Source organism: Microbacterium allomyrinae, assembly GCF_020682705.1.
GTDB classification, from domain to species: Bacteria; Actinomycetota; Actinomycetes; order Actinomycetales; family Microbacteriaceae; genus Microbacterium; species Microbacterium allomyrinae.
This window is the reverse complement of the sequence record NZ_JAGTTN010000001.1, coordinates 55,067-73,043: the sequence shown is the minus strand read 5'-3', so window position 1 is coordinate 73,043 and position 17,977 is coordinate 55,067. Positions and strand designations below refer to the sequence as shown.

The following is a 17,977-nucleotide window of genomic DNA, read 5'->3' as shown; positions in this document are numbered from 1 at the left end:
GAAAGGGGCACCAATCATGGTCGACCAGACAACCCCGGCCGAGATCGATCCGGCCGATTCCGCGTGGGAGCTCGAGGGCGATGACTCGCTCGGCGACGCCGAAGAGCCGACGCGCAACGATGACCCGGAGGTGACCGCGTGAGCGCGGTGACGGACTTCTACGGGTCCGGGGTCAACCTCAACGGCGGGCAGTTCGGCGCGTACCGGACGCCGACGCGTCGTCATCGCGGGCAGGACATCTCGCACTCGTCCAAGCCGGGCACGGTCGCCGTTCCCGCGCTGCACGCCGGCCGCGTGATCTCGAAGACGGTTCCCGGCCCGACGCACGGTTTCGGGTACTCGATCGTGATCCGTTCCGTGCTCGACGGCATGGAGTTCGATTTCCGCTACGCGCACGGTCCCTGGGCCTCGCAGCAGGCGATCGGCGAAGAGATTCCGCAGGGCAAGATCATCCTGCACGAGGGCAACTCGGGTGCGACGTCGGGCTCGTGCGTGCACATCGAGCAGCAGCGTGTCGGCGGCGGGTTCCTCGACCCGCTCGGCGAGATCCGCAGCGTCGCCGCAGGTCGACTGACCGCGCCCGCTCCGAAGCCCGCGCCGACCCCCGCCCCCGCGCCTGCTCCCGCGGCGGTCCGCAGCGTCCGCAAGGGCGACAAGGGTGCGCTCGTGTCGGCAGTGCAGGCACGCCTGAAGCGTGACTATCCGCTGTACGCGTCGCGCCTGGTGGTCGACGGCGAATTCGGCTCGAAGACGGATGCCGCGGTGCGTGAGTTCCAGCGCCGCGCCGGCCTCACGGTCGACGGCATCGCAGGACCGAAGACGCTCGCACGCCTCGGCCTGTGATCCGTTCCGTTCAGGTGGTCGGCCTCGCCGCACTCGCGGTGGGGCTGACCGCGGCCGTCCTATTCGCTCTCGACGTCGCTCGAGGGTTTGCCGTGCTGCTCGCCGTGTTCGCGGGTGGTGCGGCGCTCTGACCCGAGAGGGGGCATCGATGCCGGAGTGGATGCAGATCCTCCTCACGGGGACCGGGTCAGCGGCGGCGGCGTTCATCGCCGCGTGGGCGTTGCTGCGCAAGGGTGCGTGGGATGACCGGCAGGCCTGGTTCAACCAGATCCAGGAGGAGCGTGACGCGGCCGACAGGCGCGCGGAAGTCAGCGTGGAGGCGTTCAACGCTCAGGCCGATCGGTTCTGGGCAGACAAAGCAGCCTCGCGGAACCACGTAGGCGCACTCACCGATCACATCTGGCAGAGGAAGCCCCCACCACCGCCCGAGCCGCCCGCGGGGTACATCCCGTGACCGCTGAGGAGTGGCGAGCGGTCGTCGGCTACGAGGGTGTCTACGAGGTGAGCGACCACGGCCGCGTGCGCTCGCTCAATCGACTCGACAGTCGCGGGCGGCGGAGGCGCGGCCAGATGCTACGCCCGGCGACGCACAAAGAGGGGTATCGGCACGTCTCACTTCGGCGCGACGGCGTCGCCAAGACGCGGAAGGTGCACCTTCTCGTTCTCGCGGCATTCGTCGGGCCGCGCCCGATCGGCTTGGTGGGGTGTCATCGTGACGGCGACCCCGGCAACAACGAAGTCAGGAACCTCCGGTGGGACACGCAGCGCTCGAATGTGCTCGACAGCGTGAAGCACGGAACTCACCACATGTCTCGGCGCGACGCGTGCGGCAACGGGCATCGGCTCGCGCCGTTCAACGTCCAGCCCAAGAAATTCCGCGATGGCTACCGCGTCTGCTGGGCATGCAACCTCGCCCAGACCTGGGCGCGTGACCACCGTGAGGCGTTCGATCAGTCGCTCGCCGATCACTACTACTCGCTGCTCGAGTCCGGCTGGGTGCCGGTCCGTGGGCAGAAGGTTCCGCAGCTACTTGCTGCGTGACGAAAGGGGACATCATGAAGGCTCTTCTCGCCCGCGCCGCGGGCTGGTTCTCCGACAGTCGACGTGCCGCGATCCAGGCGCTCATCACGAGCGCTCTGACGCTGCTCGTCGTGCTCGGTCAAGTCTCGGCCGATCAGTCGACCGCGCTGGCGACGCTCGCCGCATCGGTGCTGATCGCCGCGCAGGGTGTGATTGGCCTCGTGCTCCTCCGCTCGTCGGAGTGGTACACGTGGTTCAACACAGCCGGTCGTGCCGCGATCTACAGCCTTGCGGCGGCTCTCGGTGCCGTGGGGATCATCTTCAACGTGTGGGGCGATGAGACGGCCGCTCAGATCGTGGCCGTCGCGACCGTGCTCGTGTCGATCCTTACGGCGTTCGTGCAGGTCGTGAACGCGCACACGCTGGATCCGGTCGGTGTGATCGCCTCGACTCGGGATGACGTGCTGGCCGCGATCGCTTCGGATCGCGCCGCCCGGGAGGCTGGCGCTGCACGGGCCTTTGAGGCGCATCCGTCGACTTTCGCGAAGGAACGCGACCCCGAGTGGACGGCGCCGTTCTCGGGCCTTCGGGTGGCCGTGTTCTCGCCGACTATCCTGCCGACGTCGATCGTCACCGCACCAACGGATAGCGACATTCGCGAACTGCTCGCGCCCGCACAAGTCCTCTCGATCGTGCGGATTCATAGCCTCGAGGAGTTCAACGGGGTTTCGGTCGACGTGGTGTTGTCGACGGCGCAGTTCACGCGTGCGCTGCTCGAGGCGGTCGATCCGGCGCTGATCTTCTCGGTTGCCGATTTCGGTGACCGTCTCCGGTACGTCGGCTGATGTTCGGCGGCGGCTTCACGGAGACGGCGACGTTCAGCGTCGTGGCGCAGACGCCGCACGTGCCGCCGTCGATCGAAGCGCTCGTGTCGTTCCATGCTGACCCGCCCGAGCGGGCTGTGTCGCGTGCAGAGCGCGAGATCCGGCCTGCACGCACGCACTACTGAGAGGGGTCCGCGATGACTATTCAGGACATGGTCGAGTATCCGGTCGACCGGCCGGCGCACGTGTTCCCGGGGGACTCGTGGGCGCGCCTGGTGCGTGTCGCGTCGGGCAACGGTGCACCGAAGGACCTGTCGGGCTGGGTGCTCGTCGCGACGCTCGGCGATGCAGAGCTCGACGTCGATTCGTCGGGTGCCGTGCGGGGCGAGATCCAGGTGACGGCGTCGCCTGAGGTCACGGCCGCGGCCGTCGCGGGCGATCGGTTCATCCTTCGCGGGACATCGCCTGACGGCACGGTGTCGACGTTCACGACGGGTTCTGTCACGTTCTCGGCGCCGAAGTCGACACCGGAGCGCGAGCGACTGGTCATCGTGGCAACGATGGGCCGCGGCGACAAGGGCGAGGATGGCGACGCAGTCTCGACGGTGATCGCTGATCGTGCGGAGTCCGCTCGTGATGTGGCGGTGGGTGCCGCCTCGACGGCCGTGGAGGTCACGGCGACCGCTGTGGCGGTTGCAGGCGCTATCGAGGGCGCTTTGACGCCTACGGACGCGATCCTGACAGCGACCGCAGCAACCCCGGCGTCAGCATTCGCCGTCCAGCTCGGCGGCACCATTGATGGAGCGATCGCGGCGTCCGGTGGTGGTCGCCGCACGTGGGAGCAGGCGTTTGCTTCGCCTGCTGCGGGGGACATTCCGACCATCACGGTCGGGACTTCGTTGCCGACCGGGACGCTCACTGCACCGAGCGACGGTGACGCGGATGTCGCGTACCGGTACAACGGCGGACCGCGCGTGACCGTGATCGACGCGAACTGGGTCGGCCCCGCCGCACCCGAGGCGGGCGCCTCCTATCTGCTGCACCCGGAGTTCGTCACCGACCGTGGCAACACCGAGTTCTGGATCAAGGTGGAGTCGTCCTCGACCACGCTCGGCATCCGCCTCGTGATCGACGGCCGCTGGCACTCGCTCGACCTCGACCGGTTCACGGTGACGAGCGCGACCACACAGTACGTGCACGTCACGTTCCCGACCGGAAAGGCCCGGTTCATCCGGGTCGAGCTCCTCGGGGTCGGGAAGTTCGGCGGCGTCATCGTGCCAGCCGGTCAGGCAGTCACGCGTCCGCAGCAGCCGATCCGGTTTGCGCTCACGTTCGTGTGGGACTCCTTCGGGGACGGTGCCGGCGTCGCGGCCGACACCACGTCGAGACTGGAGACGGCACCGAACTTCGTCGCGCATCTGCTCGGCGCCGATCGGTTCATCAATGTGTCGATCGCAGGCAGCGGCTGGGATCCGGACGAAGCGAACAACTTCACGCAGCGCTTCCCGTTCGCCGCGGCCGCGCACCCGCACATGATGTGCATCCCGGCCTCCCGCAACGACGACAACGCGAATGACGTGTACACCGCGGCGCTCCCAGGGCTCGCGGTATTGGCGGACGTGCCGCTGGTCTACACGTTCTCGTCGCCGCTGATCTCGTTCTCGGCCGTGTCCGCGGCAGTGCGTGACGCGGCGATTGCGAACGGCAGACCATACCGGGACATCCAAGGATCGAACATGGGCCTGATCTCCGACGGCATTCACCCGAGCTTCGCCAGCCACCAGGCGATCGCCGCCGCGATGTACGCACAGATCGACGTGAACGAGGTCGGGCAGGCGCTTGCCAGCATCCGCCAGGATTCCGTGGGAATCACCCTCGAGGCGACACCTACCGGCTACCAGGAGCAGGGCGAGGATGTCGTGCTCACGGCGACGCTCAGCCCCGCGGTCGCCGGCACCGTCCAGTTCCGTTCCAATGGTGCGGTCATCGGCACGGCGACCGCTGTCGCCGGCGAAGCCACGTTCACCACCGACGCGCTCGCTCTCGGCACGCACTCGCTGACCGCGAGGTTCGTCCCGGCCGACTCGTACTCGTACAAGCCGAGCACGTCGACCGCGGTCACGGTCACGATCCTGGCCGAGTTCCTGACGGACATCATCCTGACGAACCTGCTCGCGGAGATCACCGTCGCGGCGATCTCGGCGCTGGCGGATGGGGCAGCGGTCACGTCGCTCACCCCGCCCCGAGGGTCACGGGTTGAGGCACTGGTGCAGGCCACCGGCAGCCTGCAGCCGGTGAAGGTCGCGGCAGACTCGCACGGGCACGCGTCGATCCGGTTCCAAGCGGACCGGCTCGACGCGCCCGACTGGGCCACCGCGACCGCAGCCGGCACGCCGCTGACGTTCTACATGGTGCACCGCATGGTGTCGCTCGGCGCGGGCCGTCAGGATGTCTTCCGTGGCGGCGCGACGGGCACGGCTGTGGCCTATGGGCACCAGTCGTCCACCGGGGCGTACCTGACCGCTACGTCGGCGCTCGCCACCCCAGCGGGTCAGCCCAACGGCGGCGACACCGGCTGGCAGATCACTGCGGTGACGTTCGACAGCAACTTCGGCACGATCCACCAGAACGTCATCGGATCGCCCGTCTCGGTGGCAGTAACGACCGCGACGGCAACACTCGACGGCATTGGGCTCGGCCAGTTCGGTGGCGGCACCACCGGCTACGACGCGCGGATCAGCGCTGTCTACGCCTACTCGGGCAAGCACACCGCCGAGCAGATCACCGCAATGATGCTCTACCTGTCGGCCCTGTGGGACGTGCCGCTCGACGCGTAGTCCACCAATTGAAACAGTGATTGACCGAGGAGGCGGGCATGCCTCATCACGCTCCAAAGCTGAGCGCGACGGAGTATGCCCGTCTCCTCGCCATCGTGTGCCCTCCTGGGTCTACATGCTGGCTATGCCGTGGAGAGCGTGGGCCTATCCGGTTCGACCTCCGACCACGTCACTCTCTCGGCCCTTCCCTCGATCACGTTGTGCCTGCGTCGAAGGGTGGGACATGGGACCTGTGGAACCTGAGGCCCGCACACATGGGATGCAACGCGGCCAGGAGGGACCGGGCACCCGCCGTCCCCCGGGGCGCCCGGTCATCCAGGTGGGCGAAGGCAGGACAACGTAAACGCTGAACGCTGACGAACGCGAACGCAGCACGAGCACGCACCGACCCGCCCGCCGCCCGGCCCCACCCGGAGCTACGTTCGATTTTTTCCACCCCCCACCCCCTTCCGCACCCCCGCCCAAAACTCCCTCTCCCCGATTCGTTTTGGTTCGTGTAGGGCGGTGTAGGGCGCAGGGGCACCGTGGGCGACCTGACTCGGTCGGGGTGTGGGTCGGTGTGTGTGGTCGGAATCGGAGCGCTCAGATCGGCGCAGAGCGGAGGTCGTGTCGATGGCTGGCAAGAGTGCTGCGCACGGCACCCGCGCCATGTACCGAGCGGGATGCAAGGACGGCGTTGGCGGTCGACCGTGCGTGAAGTGTCGCAAGTGGAAAGCCGATGACACGGCGAAGTATCGTGCGCGCAGCGGCGAGTCGAAACCGTCGAAGAGGGCGCCGAAAAGGGCGCGCCCTACATTCTCGGAGCGCCCTACAGATTCGGAGCAGCCGAGCGTGCGTCGCCCGTCGTCGGATGACGAGCTCGCACAGATCATCGAGTCCGCGCTGTGGGATGCGAAGGGCGACCAGGGCACGGCATCCGTGATCGCGGCCGACGCGATTCGCGCGGCGGGGTATCGGGTGGTCGTGGGTGCGGTGACGCGGGCGACGGTGAAGGCGCTCGGCGAGCCGGTGGATGACTCGGCTGCGATGCGGCACGAGATGGTGCTGCGCGGTGCCCAGGTGCTCGATGACCCCGACGCGGGACGTAACTACAAGTCAACGATCGAGGCAATGCGCGCCGTGCTCGCCGACCTCAAGGGTGCGGACGGGGGAGCGGCGCATGTCTTCAAGCTCCTCGTGGACGAGATCCGGGCTCCCGAGCGGAGTGGAGACGATCCCGAGGTGGTCAACTCCGCGTAACCCGGCCCGGCGCACGATAGCGCACGAGGTCATCAAGATCATGAAGCTGCTCGGGTGGCTTGCGATGCCGTGGCAGCGCGACATTCTCGAGGTCGCGTTCGAGATCGATCCGGCGACGGGGCTGCTCTGGTATTCGGAGATCGTCATCATCGTGCCGCGCCAGTCGGGCAAGACGTCGCTGGTACTGCCGTGGGGCGTGCATCGGATGATCATGTGGCCCGAGCGGCAGTACCTCCTCTACATCGCACAGACCCGCGAGAAGGCGCTGGAGAAGCTGCAAGAGGAACAGCACCACCGCATCGCGGCGTCGGCTTTCCGGGATCTGCTGCAACGCAACCGCACCGGGAACACGCTGAATCTCACCAACGGCGGTGAGCACATGAAGTTCCTCAATGGCTCGAAGTGGTCGATCGACGCGCCGACCGAGAACGCCGGGCACGGCGGGACGCTCGGCCTGACGGTCGGTGACGAGATCTTCGCGCAGAAGGATGACCGCCTCGAGGCGGCGCTGATGCCGGCGACGACGGCCGTCGATGACTCTCAGTCGCTGTGGATCTCAACGGCGGGTGAGTCGAAGACCAAGTCGCCGTTCATGTGGAAGAAAGCGGAGGCCGGGCGCGCCCGTGTCGAACTGCTCCGCGCCGATCCGTCGCTGCTCAACGCGCAGCGGATGCGCACGCTCTACGTCGAGTACTCGGCGCACGAGAAGGCTGACCCGGATGACCCGCTCACCTGGTGGTCGTGCATGCCGGCGCTGGGCTTCACGACGAACGTGACGAAGATCGCCGCGTTTCGCGAGTCGATGGGCAGCACGTTCCTGCGTCCGTTCCTGAACTGGTGGAGCGATGACCTCGAGGTCGAGTGGAAGATCCCGAAGGATCGATGGGAAGCCGGCGCCGACCCGGGGTCAGAGTCCACCCGTCCCGAGGTCGTATACGTCATCGACGTTGCCCCGGAATCCGCATGGGCATCGATCGCCGTCGCGGGTGTCCGCTCAGACGGCAAGATCCACATCGAGGTTCTGGCAGACGGCCCGGGCACGGACTGGATCATCGACGGCGACCCAGACCGCGACGGACTCCCGGGCATCCTCGATCTCGTAGCCGAGGTGCCCGGCCCGATCTACCTCGAGCACAAGGCGGCAGGGTTCCTGTTGCCGAAGCTGACAGACCCGGATCTCGACGTGAGTCTCGAGGTCGAACTGATGACGTCGGCACACATCTCGGCTGCTGGCCCCGGCCTGCTCGACGCGGTGCTGAATCGCGACGTCGTGCACCTGGGGCAAGAGGAACTGACCGAGGCGCTGAAGTCGGCGGCGACGAAGTCCACACCTGAGGGCGGGTGGAAGTGGATGCGCGGCAAGTCGATGCGCCCGATCTCGGCGCTCGTGGCCGTGACGTACGCGCGGCAGATGCTCGCGACGCTGCTCCCCGAACTCGCATACGACCCGGCCGACGCGCTCAGGCGCGCGAATCGCTCGGACTGAACGGAGGACGCATGACGAAGTTGAGGGTGCGCGAACGGCTGCAAGCCATCGCGAAATGGTGGACTCCCGTCCGAGTCGAGGACGCGCTGGAGGTTGCGGCGGCGGTGCTCGTGGTGTCGGGCGTCGCACTGTGGTCTGTGGCGCTCGCGCTCATCGTGGCAGGCGTCGCGGTGTGGTTCATCGCGCACCCGATCAAGGTTCCGGGGTGGTTCAAGTGAGCCTGTTCACCCGGCCCGAGACGCGCGACCTGACGGCCGAAGACGCCTTCGGGCCGTCGTGGCAGTCGCTCGGCCGCGGTGGCGCGATGCGGCAGGCCGCGGCATACGCGGCCGTTCGGTACATCGCTGATCAGTGGGCGCAGTCCGCGATCACCGTGACCGAGCTTCGCGGCGATCAGCGCGAGCCGGTCGCAACGCCACCGATCCTTGCCGACCCGTCACCGATCCTGTCCGTCTGGGATTCCCGGGTGATCATGACAACGGAGCTCAAGAACCGCGGCAACGCCTACTCGATCGTGGACGACTCGCGCCGCTACTGCCAGTGGCTCCCGGACGGTTACGTCACGGTCGATAGTACGAATCCGTTCAAGCCGGTGTACCGGTTGCTCGGTCGGCCGATTGATCTCGTGAAGCGCGGCGGGAACCTGCTGCACATTCGCGAGATGGTCGACGCGGGCGGCGTCGAGGGCATGTCGCCGATCCAGCAGTTCGCGGCCTCGTTCGAGTGGAGCGACCTCGCGCGTCAGTACGGGCGCCGGTATCTGAAGAACTCGTCAATGCCGCCCGCGATCCTGCAGGCGAAGGGGAGTCGGCTGGACGCCGACAAGCTGCGCGAGGCGCGGGACGAATTCGTGGAGGCTGCGAAAGAGGGAAAGCCGGTCGCGCTCCCGGGTGAGTGGGACTACCGCAAGATCACGATCACGCCCGAAGAGGCTCAGTTCCTCCAGACGATCGAGGCCTCGGCAACCGAGATCGCGATCATCTACGGTGTGCCACCGGAAGAGGTGGGCGGCAAGGCCGGCTCGTCGCGCACCTACTCGAATCGCGAGATGGATCAGGCGCTGTTCCGCATCAAGACCCTGGGCGGTGTGAGCGGGCGAGCGGAGGCCGCATTCCCGGACGTGCTGCGGGACGGCCTGCAGGTGGTCTACGACCTGTCACGTCTCGAGCGGCCCGGGATCCTCGAGTTCGCTCGCACGATCACCGAGCAACTGCGCAACGGAACCCTGACGCTCTCGGAGGCGCGCCGCGAGCTTGGGCGCCGCGGGCTCAACACGACCGAACTCGAGCAGTGGCAGCAGTGGTACGCGACGACCAAGAGCGAGTCCGAATCGCTCGCCGAGTCGATCGCGACGTCAATCACGAAGGAGGCACCATGACACACGTCATCGAGCGGCGGGTGGTCGATCGACCCGTCGAATTCCGAGCCGCCGTGGAGGGCGGCAGCGGCCCCGGCATCCTCACTGGATACGGGGCCGTTTTCGATTTCGTCTCGCGCGATCTCGGCGGATGGTTCGAGGAGATCGACCCGGGCGCGTTCGGCCCTGTGGGCGATCTCGACCTGTCGCTGCACACGCGGGTGCTGTGCCGTGCGGAGCACTCCAACAAGCTGCTGCTGGGCACCACGGATGCCGGCACGCTGCGCTGTTTCGTGGACGATGTCGGCCTGCGATACGAGGACGACCTACCCGACACGAACGCCGGCCGTGACGTCGCCGTGCTCGCCGAGCGTGGCGACTACCGGCACTCCTCGTTCGCGTTCAACCTGCGCACCTATGAGGACGCCGAGTGGCGCGAGGACCGCGACGGGCGACTGATCCGCCGCATCATGCGTGCCGTCGTGCACGACGTCGCCCCCGTCGCGGATCCCGCCTACTGGGGCGCGACAACCGAAATGCAGCGCGCGTTCGATCTCGACACCGTGCGCGCATCCCTCACCCCGTCTCCCGCCGCCCCCGGCGACCGAGAGCTCGACGTGGCACGCCGTGCCGCATTCATGACACGCGAGACGCATCCCGCGCTCGTGACGCGACCCCGCAAGCGCGGGATCTGAGAAAGGAGAGTGCTGATGACCAGCATTCAGGAACGCATCAAGTCCCTCGCCGACGAGCAGCGCAAGGCGTGGGAAGTCGAAGGCAAGCCGCTGGCGGACATCGCCGCCGAGCGCGCGCTGACGGCCGACGAGCACACCAAGTTCGAGGCGCTCACCCGCGCATTCGATTCGTTCGATGACCGGATCGCCCTGCTCGTGCAGCAGCGCGATCTCGAGGCGCGCGCCGTGTCATTCGCGGCCGATCTGCTCGACAACCCGGGCGCGTTCGGCCACGCGGCCGATGTGCGGAAGTTCGCGGATCAGGTCCGCGCGGCGCTGTCGGACTCGCGGACCCCGCTCGACTACGTGTCGAACCTCAACGAGTCGCGAGCGATCTCGACCCGCGAGGGCGCCGCGGTGCTCATGCGTGCACTGTCGGTCGGCACCGCGTCGGCCGGTGGCAACACGGTCGGACAGACCTTCCTCGCGCAACTGATCGAACCGCTGCGGCAGTTCTCAGGCGTCTACGCCGCGGGCGCGTACGTGCTCACGACGTCGAAGGGTGAGTCGATCACCCTCCCGCGTCTGGCATCGTTCGGTGCCGCGGCGGCGGCGACGGAAGCCGTGCAGATCGGCGGTACCGATCCGTCGTTCAACCAGGTCACGTTCGGCACCAAGAAGTACGGCGACTACCGCGGCGCGTCGAACGAGCTCATCCAGGATGCGCTCTTCGACATCGAGGGTCTGATCATCCGCCTCATGGGCGAGAACATCGGCATCGCGCTCGGGCAGGATCTCATCACGGGGTCGGGCGTGGCCGCACCGCAGGGCATCGCGACCGCCTCGACGCTCGGCGTCACGGGCGCGACCGGCGTCGGCGGTGCGCCGTCGTGGGACAACCTGATCGATCTGCAGGAATCGGTGCTCGCGCCGTACCAGCCGAACTCGGCCTGGGTCGCGTCGAACTCCGCAGTCGGCGGGATCCGCAAGCTGAAGGACACCTCGGGCCGGTACCTGTGGGAGCCGAACGGACAGGCCGGCCAGGCGTCGACCCTGCTCGGCGCTCCGCTGTTCCGGGACCCGTTCGTCGCAGCGCAGGGCGTCGGCGCAAAGTCGCTGTTCTACGGCGACTTCTCCCGCTACTGGGTGCGCGTCGTCGGCGAAACCCGCATCGAGCGGTCCGACCAGGCGCTGTTCGGCTCCGACCAGACCGCGTTCCGCGCGGTGCTGCGCGCGGACGGCCGCCTCATGGACGCGTCCGCGGTGAAGCACTACATCGGGGCGGCGTCCTAGTGGCGGCGCGCAAGACGGGTGCCGCGGCCCGCGTCGAGGCATCCGCACCCGACGAGCTCGCCGCGGAGCCCGAGCCAACGCCCGAGCCCACGCCCACGCCCACGCCCACGCCCGAGCCGACGCCCGAGCCCACGCCCGAGCCCGATGTCGACACGGTCGACGTGGTCGTGACGGTGGGGATCTCGGGTCTGCGTGACGGGGTGGAGTGGCCGGGCGTGGGGAAGAGCATCACGCTTCCCGCCGCCGAGGCCGAGGCGTACATCGCCGCGGGCTACGTCCGCGCCGAGTAGTCCGGATCCCATGGGGGCCGCGCCACTGCGCGGCCCCCATGCCAGACCCGAAGGGGAGAGCACATGGCGAGCAACTGGCCGCTGACCGCAGTCGATTTGCGGAACGCGTTGCAGTACGGACCGACTCAGGAGGACACCGAGGATCTCGAGTTCTACGCGGCGGTCGCGTCCGAAGAGGTCGACAAGAGCACGGGCCGTCACGTCGACCCGGAGCGGCACGAGATCGACGGGCGGGTGCCGCTCGCATTCATCCTGGCGGGCAAGAAACTGGCCAAACACCTGTGGCAGCAAGACCGCAAGGGGCAGAACGCGCGGCCGACTCCGGGTGAGGACGACGCGCCGCAAGGGTTCGCGTGGCCGCATGCCGTGGTGTCGTTGCTCGAGCCGTATCCGCCGCGACCGGGATTCGGCGCATGAGCGGGGTGTCGCCGTCGACAGGCGTCCTCGCCGCCCGCATCGGGCTCGAGGCGGCGATCCGTGCCGCACTCGACGGCGAGGCGGTCGACATCTACGCCGGGTTCCTGGGCGTACCCGAGACGACCGACTGGGTAGCGCTCGGCGAAGCGAACGCCGACATAGACCCGGCGAACGTCTCCTCACGACGTCAGCTTGACGAGCGGATAACGCTCGCCGTGAACGTCGGCGCCTGGGTCGCCGGCAACGACGACGACACAGCGCGCGCTGCGTGGGACCGCGCCTTCGCGCTGCTCGATCTGATTCAGCGGTACGTCCGGACCGGCGATAACACGACGCTCGGCGACGCCGTCCTGTGGTGCTTGCCCGGGTCGTTCGATGCGGACGGCGACGCGTACAGCGGCGGCTTTCAGGTGGAGATCGCCGCGACATTCATCTGTTCGCACAGGGTGCGGACCTAAGAGAGGAGAAGGCAGCATGCCCAAGTTCAAGAACGTGAGCCCGCTCGGCGCGCTCGACGTGCCGGCGCTGGGCCGGGTCGTGGAGCCCGAGGAGGTGTTCGAGGTGCGCGACGACATCGCCGAGGCGATCGCCGCGCAGGCGTCGAACTACGAGCCGGTCGACGCGAAGGCCAAGAAGATCGCCGCGAAGATCGCCGCGCCCGCTGAGGGCGCCGACACGGAGGGAGACGCCGATGGCGACGCAGCTTGATTTCTCGATCGGCATGACGAAGGAGACGGTCTACGGTACGCCGGTCGCGCCGACTCGATTCGTGGAGTCCGAAGCCAAGCTCAAGTACGACGTGAAGACCGTGCAGAGCAAGGGGCTGCGTCCGGGTAAGAACGTCAACCGCCTCAATCGGAACGTGATCTCACGGTTCGAAGGATCCGGCGACATCGAGCTCGACGGGATCCCGACGCGCGGGTTCGGCTACCTGCTGAATGCGGTGCTCGGCCAGGTCGTCAATACGCTCGTGCCGGCGTCGGCGCCTGCGGTCTATCAGCAGAATCATGTGCTCGCCCCGGCGTCCGATCCGGTGGGTTCGTACACGGTGCAGGAGATCCTGCCGACGCTGGGCGGGGTCAATTCGCACCCGCACACGTTCACCGGGTGCGTGTTCGACTCGCTCGATCTGTCGGCGAAAGAGGGCGCGCCGATCACGGCGAAGCTGTCGCTGACGGCCCGTGAACTCCAGACCGCGTTCGCAGCCTCCGCGGCGTCGTACCCGGCCGATGATGCACTGTTCACGTTCATCCACGGCGCGATCGGTTTGGCGGGGACGCTGACCGAGCCGACGACGACGACGATCGCCTCGCTGTCGGGTTCGCCCGCGGCCAACATCGCGGATTTCGATCTGACGGTGAAGCGAAACCTGGACTCGAACGGCTGGAACCTCGGCGGTGCGGGGCTTCGCTCCCGGCCCCCGGTGTACGGGAAGCCCGAGATCAGCGGCAAGCTCACCGCGGAGTACACCGACAACACGCTGCGGGATGCGTACATCGCCCAGACGGCTCTGCCGCTGGTGCTGACGTTCGTGCACAACGTTGCCGTGTCGGGCGTGCACAAGCCGACGTTGCAGATCGTGCTCCCCGCGATCCGGCTCAAGGGCGAAGTGCCCACGTCGAACGGTGGGGAAGCGATCACGCAGTCGATCGACTGGGAGGCGTTCGATAACGGCGCCGCGACTCAGCCGATCTGGATCATCTACCGCTCGCTGGACACGCTCCCGTGAGCAAGGTCACGGGGGCGGTTCCGGATCCGGAGAGCCTGCGTGACCGACTGAAATCGCTGCGTGAGTTCCCGCCGAAGGTCCGGACGGGCGTTCGGCGGGAACTCCGCGCAGTCGGTGACGAGGTGATCGCCGAGCAGCGCGCGATCCTCTCGGGGCCGTTACCGAGCGGGACCGCGAAAACGGGCTGGCGGCACAAGCGCGTCGAGAAGAAATCACGCGGCAAGGGGACCGGGAAGTTCTACCTGGTGAAGGTGAATACCTACAGCGACGCCGCGGTGAGAGACGGTGGACGATCCACCGGGATGCGCGACGGAATCAAAGCCGGTCTGCGGACGCGCGTCGTCACCGGGAAGACCCGGCAAGGGATCGAGATCAAGACCACCGGCCCGAAGGTGGACGGGTTCAACCAGGCGAAGGTCTGGAACAAACGACGCTTCCGCCACCCGGTGTTCGGGAACAAAGAGAAGTGGGCTGACCAGAAGGGCCAGCCGTACTATCGCCGGCCGATCATGGACGGCCGCGACGACCTGTTGCGACGCACTGAGGAGATCCTCAATCGCGCCGCCGATCAGACATAGGAGAGCGACATGGCAAAGCTGGTTTTGGCGGACGGGCGCACGATTCCCGTAGTGAGTCCGACCCTGTGGGACGGGGTTGAGGTTGAACGTGAGACGGGGTGGGACCGCAAGAAGTACGCCGAGATGATGAAGTCGGCGAACGTGCAGACAGCGTTCTCGATCTTCGCGTCGATGCGTCGCGCGGGCTCCCCGGTTCCGTTCCTGTCGATCATGGAACGCACCGACCTGATCCAGCGCATCGTCGCGCAGCCCGGTGACATCGCCCGGGCCGAGCAGGAATCCGAGGGTGAGCAGGAGCCGGACCCTCAGGGATCCGCAACACCCGTCGCGGCCGTCGCCGGGTAGCGGACAAGACCGATCCGGATGTCGACGCGCTCAACGAGCGCGAGCGGTGGCTGGAAGACCAAGTGACGGCGCGGGCGCTGCTGATCTGCCGGAACGACTACTGGCCCAGCCTCACACCGGATCGGCTGTGGGAGTTGCCCTACGCGATGTGGGCGCGGCTCGCCGTGGCGTGCGATGCGATCGCCGCGCAGCGTGCGGCCGACGTCGAAGAGATCAAGCGCATGAGCAGGAATCGGGGGTGATCGCATGGCCGGATCTGGGACGGATCTCATCACACGGCTGCTGGTCGATGACAGCGAGCTCGACAAGGTGGACCGGTCGAAGGCGCGGTTTGAGAAGTGGAGCGACGGGCTCGACGCTGCGGCAGCCGGGTCGGCGGGCGCGCTCGCCCTGCTCGGCGCCGCAGCGGTCGGGGTCAGCGGTGCTGCGGTCGGGCTCGAGGCATCCAGCGATCAACTCGCGGCGAGCCTCGGTCTGACGCAGGAGCAGGCGGCGGTAGCCGGCGAGTCCGCGGCGAACGCGTACGGCAACGCGTTCGGCGGCTCGCTCGAGGAGGTGCAGTCCGCGACGGCCGGTGTCATCACCTCGATTCAGGGGATGCGTGACGCATCCGTGGACGAGTTGCAGGGCATCACCGAGGGCGTGCTGACGATCTCGGGCGGGTTCGAACTCGAGGCGGACCGTATCTCTCAGGTCGTCGGTCAGATGATCTCGACCGGTCTGGCGGGCTCCGCGCAGGAAGGGCTCGACCTTCTCACCGCGACGCTGCAGAAGGTGCCCGCTGCGGTGCGTGGCGACATCCTCGACGCGGTGGACGAGTACGGTCCATTCTTCGCCGGCATCGGGATGGACGGCGAGGCCGCGATGAGCGCGCTCGTCGCGGCATCCGAGAAGGGAATGTACGGGATCGATAAGACCGGTGACGCGGTCAAGGAGCTGTCGATCCGTGGCACGGACATGAGCACGGCGTCTGTCGCCGCGTACGAGGCCGCGGGGCTGTCTGCGGAGGAGATGTCGGCCAAGCTCCTCGCGGGCGGCGAGCAGGGCAAGCAGGGCTTTCTACAGATCGTTGACGGTCTGCTCGGCATCCAGGATCCCGTCGCTCAGGCGAACGCCGCGATCGCCCTGTTCGGCACCCCTCTGGAGGATCTGGGCACCAACGAGATTCCGGGGTTCCTCGACTCGCTCGCCGACATCAGCGGGGGGCTGGGCGATGTGTCGGGCGCGACGCAGGCCATGGCCGACACGGCGGGCGGAAACGCTGCGACGTCGTGGGTAGAGATCCAGCGTTCGTTCGAGCTCACTGCGGCGAGCATCGGAACCACACTGCTACCGATGATCACCGAGCTACTGGGTGGCCTCGGTGGTTTCGCTGATTGGGCGTCGCAGAACACCGACGTGATCATGGTCCTCGCGGGTGTCGTCGGGGTGATCGCGACAGGGATCATTCTCGCCGCGGGCGCCATGAAGGTGATCGCCGCGGCGCAGGCAATACAGACCGCCGTGCAGTGGGCGCAGAACGCGGCCTGGCTCGCGTCGCCCATTACGTGGATCATCCTCGCGATCATCGTCGCGATCGGGCTGCTGGTGCTCGCCGGGATCTGGCTCGCTCAGAACTGGGATGCCGTCATCGCCTGGATCGGCGCAGCGTGGTCCGGATTCTTGGGCTGGATGAATGGCGTGCTGACGGGGTTCCTCGGCTGGTGGAACGGATTCTGGGGCGAGGTCGGACGGGTGATCTCCGAAGCCTGGACGAACTGGATCGTCACGCCCGTGACGAACGCCGTCAACTGGCTGAACTCGATCATCGTCGTCGGGCTCCAACTGATCTCCGACACCTGGTCCAACACGTGGACCGGGCTGGGCCTCGTCGTCCGCGACATCTGGAATGGCGTGCTCGGCTGGATCGAGGGCGGCGTGAACGGTGCCATCGATCTCATCAACTCGATGATCGGCGCCGTGAACGATGTCGGCGGTGTCGTCGGGATCAACATCGGTCTGATACCGAACGTCGCGATCCCACGACTGGCGACGGGCACCGTGACCAATGGGCCGATGCTCGCGATCGTGGGCGACAACCCGGGCGGTCGTGAGGTCATCGCGCCGTACGACTCGTATCAGGCCGAACTGCGCACCGCGTACTCGGCGGGCGCGGCTACCCGCGATAGCTCGGGCGGTTCGGACATCACGCTCGTGCAGAACATTCACCCGAGTCCGGGCATGGATGAGCTCGAGCTTGCCGATATCGCTGCGGCGCGGTCGAGCCGTGGACTGAGGAGGTAACGGTGATCCGTGTTCGCGTTGGCGGGCTGTTGATCGAGGGGGACGGGGGATCTTCGCCGTTCGGGCTGGTGGATCTGACGGGCTGGACGGATAGTCCGGGGATGCGTCGTGAGCAGGAAGCGCGTGCGACCGGTCACGGCGCGTTCTCGGCGCCCGGGTATCTGTCGGGCCGGGTGATCACGGTCGACGGTGAACTGATATCCGATGGGCCGGTCGACCAGGAACGACAGCTACGGCGGCTGGCCGGGGTGCTCGCTGACGGTTCCTTCGCGACGGCGGTGGTCGATGAGGCGTCGTCGTCACTGAAAGCGGTCGTCGGCCGACACGACAAGCCCGATACGACGGTCGAGGCGTACGGACGGCTGGCGACGTTTCAGCTTCTGCTGTGGTCGCCGGATCCGCGCCGGTATGGCGAGTCCCACACGTACGGACCGGGGCAGACGGCGTTTCACTACGGGACGTTCCGCGCATCCCCGACGATCGACGTCGTCGCACTCACGAACATGCCGGACGGGTACACGATCACCGGCCCCGCGGGGCGGCATTTCGATGTGACGCAGCCGCTGGCGGCGGGGCATGTTCACCGGGTCGAGATGCGCACCGGACGGGTGTACCTCGACGGGGCTCTACAGGTGGGCGCAGTGGGGCGCGCGGAGACATGGGCGATCCCTCCCGGGTTGCAGGTTGCGCACACGCTCGTCCCGGTTTCCGGGACGGGCTCGCTGGCGGTGAAGGTCGTTGACACATTCATCTGAGAGGAGG

Annotated in this window: 24 protein-coding genes; all 24 read left to right on the top strand. The window is 67.5% G+C overall.

Features of this window, described 5'->3' with window-relative positions; genetic code table 11:
- Positions 1 to 16 precede the first annotated feature (16 nt).
- The 24 genes from KEC57_RS18815 to KEC57_RS00255 all read left to right on the top strand — a co-directional run bounded on the left by KEC57_RS18815 (position 17) and on the right by KEC57_RS00255 (position 17,970).
- Positions 17 to 142, top strand: a complete 126-nt coding sequence (locus KEC57_RS18815; RefSeq protein ID WP_267492019.1) for a hypothetical protein — start codon at positions 17 to 19, stop codon at positions 140 to 142.
- Positions 139 to 843: a peptidoglycan-binding protein gene (locus KEC57_RS00360; protein ID WP_229382541.1), complete on the top strand. Its 705-nt coding sequence runs from the start codon at positions 139 to 141 to the stop codon at positions 841 to 843. The genes KEC57_RS18815 and KEC57_RS00360 overlap by 4 nt, the downstream gene beginning before the upstream one ends.
- Positions 840 to 974: a hypothetical protein gene (locus KEC57_RS18810; RefSeq protein WP_267492018.1), complete on the top strand. Its 135-nt coding sequence runs from the start codon at positions 840 to 842 to the stop codon at positions 972 to 974. Before KEC57_RS00360 ends, KEC57_RS18810 begins: the two co-directional genes overlap by 4 nt.
- 17 nt (positions 975 to 991) lie before the next feature.
- Positions 992 to 1,297, top strand: coding sequence for a hypothetical protein (locus KEC57_RS00355; RefSeq protein WP_229382540.1), 306 nt, complete (start codon positions 992 to 994; stop codon positions 1,295 to 1,297).
- Positions 1,294 to 1,884, top strand: a complete 591-nt coding sequence (locus KEC57_RS00350; RefSeq protein ID WP_229382539.1) for an NUMOD4 motif-containing HNH endonuclease — start codon at positions 1,294 to 1,296, stop codon at positions 1,882 to 1,884. The genes KEC57_RS00355 and KEC57_RS00350 overlap by 4 nt, the downstream gene beginning before the upstream one ends.
- A 14-nt stretch (positions 1,885 to 1,898) precedes the next feature.
- On the top strand, positions 1,899 to 2,708 hold the full coding sequence (locus KEC57_RS00345; protein ID WP_229382538.1) for a hypothetical protein: 810 nt from the start codon (positions 1,899 to 1,901) through the stop codon (positions 2,706 to 2,708).
- Complete coding sequence (locus KEC57_RS00340; protein WP_229382537.1) at positions 2,708 to 2,872, top strand: hypothetical protein; 165 nt, start codon at positions 2,708 to 2,710, stop codon at positions 2,870 to 2,872. Before KEC57_RS00345 ends, KEC57_RS00340 begins: the two co-directional genes overlap by 1 nt.
- 12 nt (positions 2,873 to 2,884) lie before the next feature.
- Positions 2,885 to 5,524, top strand: a complete 2,640-nt coding sequence (locus KEC57_RS00335; RefSeq protein WP_229382536.1) for an Ig-like domain-containing protein — start codon at positions 2,885 to 2,887, stop codon at positions 5,522 to 5,524.
- An 831-nt stretch (positions 5,525 to 6,355) separates the two neighbouring features.
- Positions 6,356 to 6,763, top strand: coding sequence for a hypothetical protein (locus KEC57_RS00330; protein WP_229382535.1), 408 nt, complete (start codon positions 6,356 to 6,358; stop codon positions 6,761 to 6,763).
- A gap of 40 nt (positions 6,764 to 6,803) precedes the next feature.
- Positions 6,804 to 8,249, top strand: a complete 1,446-nt coding sequence (locus KEC57_RS00325; protein WP_229382534.1) for a terminase large subunit domain-containing protein — start codon at positions 6,804 to 6,806, stop codon at positions 8,247 to 8,249.
- Positions 8,250 to 8,260: 11 nt separating this feature from the next.
- On the top strand, positions 8,261 to 8,467 hold the full coding sequence (locus tag KEC57_RS00320; RefSeq protein WP_229382533.1) for a hypothetical protein: 207 nt from the start codon (positions 8,261 to 8,263) through the stop codon (positions 8,465 to 8,467).
- Complete coding sequence (locus KEC57_RS00315) at positions 8,455 to 9,627, top strand: phage portal protein (RefSeq protein ID WP_229382532.1); 1,173 nt, start codon at positions 8,455 to 8,457, stop codon at positions 9,625 to 9,627. The genes KEC57_RS00320 and KEC57_RS00315 overlap by 13 nt, the downstream gene beginning before the upstream one ends.
- Positions 9,624 to 10,301, top strand: a complete 678-nt coding sequence (locus KEC57_RS00310; protein WP_229382531.1) for an HK97 family phage prohead protease — start codon at positions 9,624 to 9,626, stop codon at positions 10,299 to 10,301. The genes KEC57_RS00315 and KEC57_RS00310 overlap by 4 nt, the downstream gene beginning before the upstream one ends.
- Positions 10,302 to 10,316: 15 nt before the next feature.
- Positions 10,317 to 11,573 carry a phage major capsid protein gene (locus KEC57_RS00305; RefSeq protein WP_229382530.1) on the top strand — a complete coding sequence of 419 codons (1,257 nt, stop codon included), beginning with the start codon at positions 10,317 to 10,319 and terminating at the stop codon, positions 11,571 to 11,573.
- Positions 11,573 to 11,863, top strand: a complete 291-nt coding sequence (locus KEC57_RS00300) for a hypothetical protein (RefSeq protein ID WP_229382529.1) — start codon at positions 11,573 to 11,575, stop codon at positions 11,861 to 11,863. Before KEC57_RS00305 ends, KEC57_RS00300 begins: the two co-directional genes overlap by 1 nt.
- A 63-nt stretch (positions 11,864 to 11,926) precedes the next feature.
- Positions 11,927 to 12,280 (top strand): hypothetical protein, encoded by a 354-nt coding sequence (locus KEC57_RS00295; protein WP_229382528.1) that lies wholly within the window; start codon positions 11,927 to 11,929, stop codon positions 12,278 to 12,280.
- Positions 12,277 to 12,738 carry a hypothetical protein gene (locus KEC57_RS00290; protein ID WP_229382527.1) on the top strand — a complete coding sequence of 154 codons (462 nt, stop codon included), beginning with the start codon at positions 12,277 to 12,279 and terminating at the stop codon, positions 12,736 to 12,738. The genes KEC57_RS00295 and KEC57_RS00290 overlap by 4 nt, the downstream gene beginning before the upstream one ends.
- A gap of 16 nt (positions 12,739 to 12,754) precedes the next feature.
- Positions 12,755 to 12,988: a hypothetical protein gene (locus tag KEC57_RS00285; protein WP_229382526.1), complete on the top strand. Its 234-nt coding sequence runs from the start codon at positions 12,755 to 12,757 to the stop codon at positions 12,986 to 12,988.
- Complete coding sequence (locus tag KEC57_RS00280; RefSeq protein WP_229382525.1) at positions 12,972 to 14,009, top strand: phage tail tube protein; 1,038 nt, start codon at positions 12,972 to 12,974, stop codon at positions 14,007 to 14,009. Before KEC57_RS00285 ends, KEC57_RS00280 begins: the two co-directional genes overlap by 17 nt.
- Positions 14,006 to 14,587 carry a hypothetical protein gene (locus tag KEC57_RS00275; protein ID WP_229382524.1) on the top strand — a complete coding sequence of 194 codons (582 nt, stop codon included), beginning with the start codon at positions 14,006 to 14,008 and terminating at the stop codon, positions 14,585 to 14,587. Before KEC57_RS00280 ends, KEC57_RS00275 begins: the two co-directional genes overlap by 4 nt.
- Before the next feature lie 9 nt (positions 14,588 to 14,596).
- Positions 14,597 to 14,932: a hypothetical protein gene (locus tag KEC57_RS00270; protein WP_229382523.1), complete on the top strand. Its 336-nt coding sequence runs from the start codon at positions 14,597 to 14,599 to the stop codon at positions 14,930 to 14,932.
- A gap of 62 nt (positions 14,933 to 14,994) precedes the next feature.
- Complete coding sequence (locus KEC57_RS00265) at positions 14,995 to 15,174, top strand: hypothetical protein (RefSeq protein WP_229382522.1); 180 nt, start codon at positions 14,995 to 14,997, stop codon at positions 15,172 to 15,174.
- 4 nt (positions 15,175 to 15,178) lie between these two features.
- Positions 15,179 to 17,215: a phage tail tape measure protein gene (locus tag KEC57_RS00260; protein ID WP_229382521.1), complete on the top strand. Its 2,037-nt coding sequence runs from the start codon at positions 15,179 to 15,181 to the stop codon at positions 17,213 to 17,215.
- 2 nt (positions 17,216 to 17,217) lie between these two features.
- Positions 17,218 to 17,970, top strand: a complete 753-nt coding sequence (locus KEC57_RS00255; RefSeq protein ID WP_229382520.1) for a hypothetical protein — start codon at positions 17,218 to 17,220, stop codon at positions 17,968 to 17,970.
- Positions 17,971 to 17,977: the final 7 nt, after the last annotated feature.

Bases quoted from the DNA above. Each gene is read 5' to 3' on its own strand.
- KEC57_RS18815 (WP_267492019.1), top strand. From the start codon at position 17: ATGGTCGACCAGACAACCCCGGCCGAGATCGATCCGGCCGATTCCGCG.
- KEC57_RS00355 (WP_229382540.1), top strand. From the start codon at position 992: ATGCCGGAGTGGATGCAGATCCTCCTCACGGGGACCGGGTCAGCGGCG.
- KEC57_RS00345 (WP_229382538.1), top strand. From the start codon at position 1,899: ATGAAGGCTCTTCTCGCCCGCGCCGCGGGCTGGTTCTCCGACAGTCGA.
- KEC57_RS00340 (WP_229382537.1), top strand. From the start codon at position 2,708: ATGTTCGGCGGCGGCTTCACGGAGACGGCGACGTTCAGCGTCGTGGCG.
- KEC57_RS00335 (WP_229382536.1), top strand. From the start codon at position 2,885: ATGACTATTCAGGACATGGTCGAGTATCCGGTCGACCGGCCGGCGCAC.
- KEC57_RS00325 (WP_229382534.1), top strand. From the start codon at position 6,804: ATGAAGCTGCTCGGGTGGCTTGCGATGCCGTGGCAGCGCGACATTCTC.
- KEC57_RS00320 (WP_229382533.1), top strand. From the start codon at position 8,261: ATGACGAAGTTGAGGGTGCGCGAACGGCTGCAAGCCATCGCGAAATGG.
- KEC57_RS00310 (WP_229382531.1), top strand. From the start codon at position 9,624: ATGACACACGTCATCGAGCGGCGGGTGGTCGATCGACCCGTCGAATTC.
- KEC57_RS00305 (WP_229382530.1), top strand. From the start codon at position 10,317: ATGACCAGCATTCAGGAACGCATCAAGTCCCTCGCCGACGAGCAGCGC.
- KEC57_RS00295 (WP_229382528.1), top strand. From the start codon at position 11,927: ATGGCGAGCAACTGGCCGCTGACCGCAGTCGATTTGCGGAACGCGTTG.
- KEC57_RS00290 (WP_229382527.1), top strand. From the start codon at position 12,277: ATGAGCGGGGTGTCGCCGTCGACAGGCGTCCTCGCCGCCCGCATCGGG.
- KEC57_RS00285 (WP_229382526.1), top strand. From the start codon at position 12,755: ATGCCCAAGTTCAAGAACGTGAGCCCGCTCGGCGCGCTCGACGTGCCG.
- KEC57_RS00280 (WP_229382525.1), top strand. From the start codon at position 12,972: ATGGCGACGCAGCTTGATTTCTCGATCGGCATGACGAAGGAGACGGTC.
- KEC57_RS00270 (WP_229382523.1), top strand. From the start codon at position 14,597: ATGGCAAAGCTGGTTTTGGCGGACGGGCGCACGATTCCCGTAGTGAGT.
- KEC57_RS00260 (WP_229382521.1), top strand. From the start codon at position 15,179: ATGGCCGGATCTGGGACGGATCTCATCACACGGCTGCTGGTCGATGAC.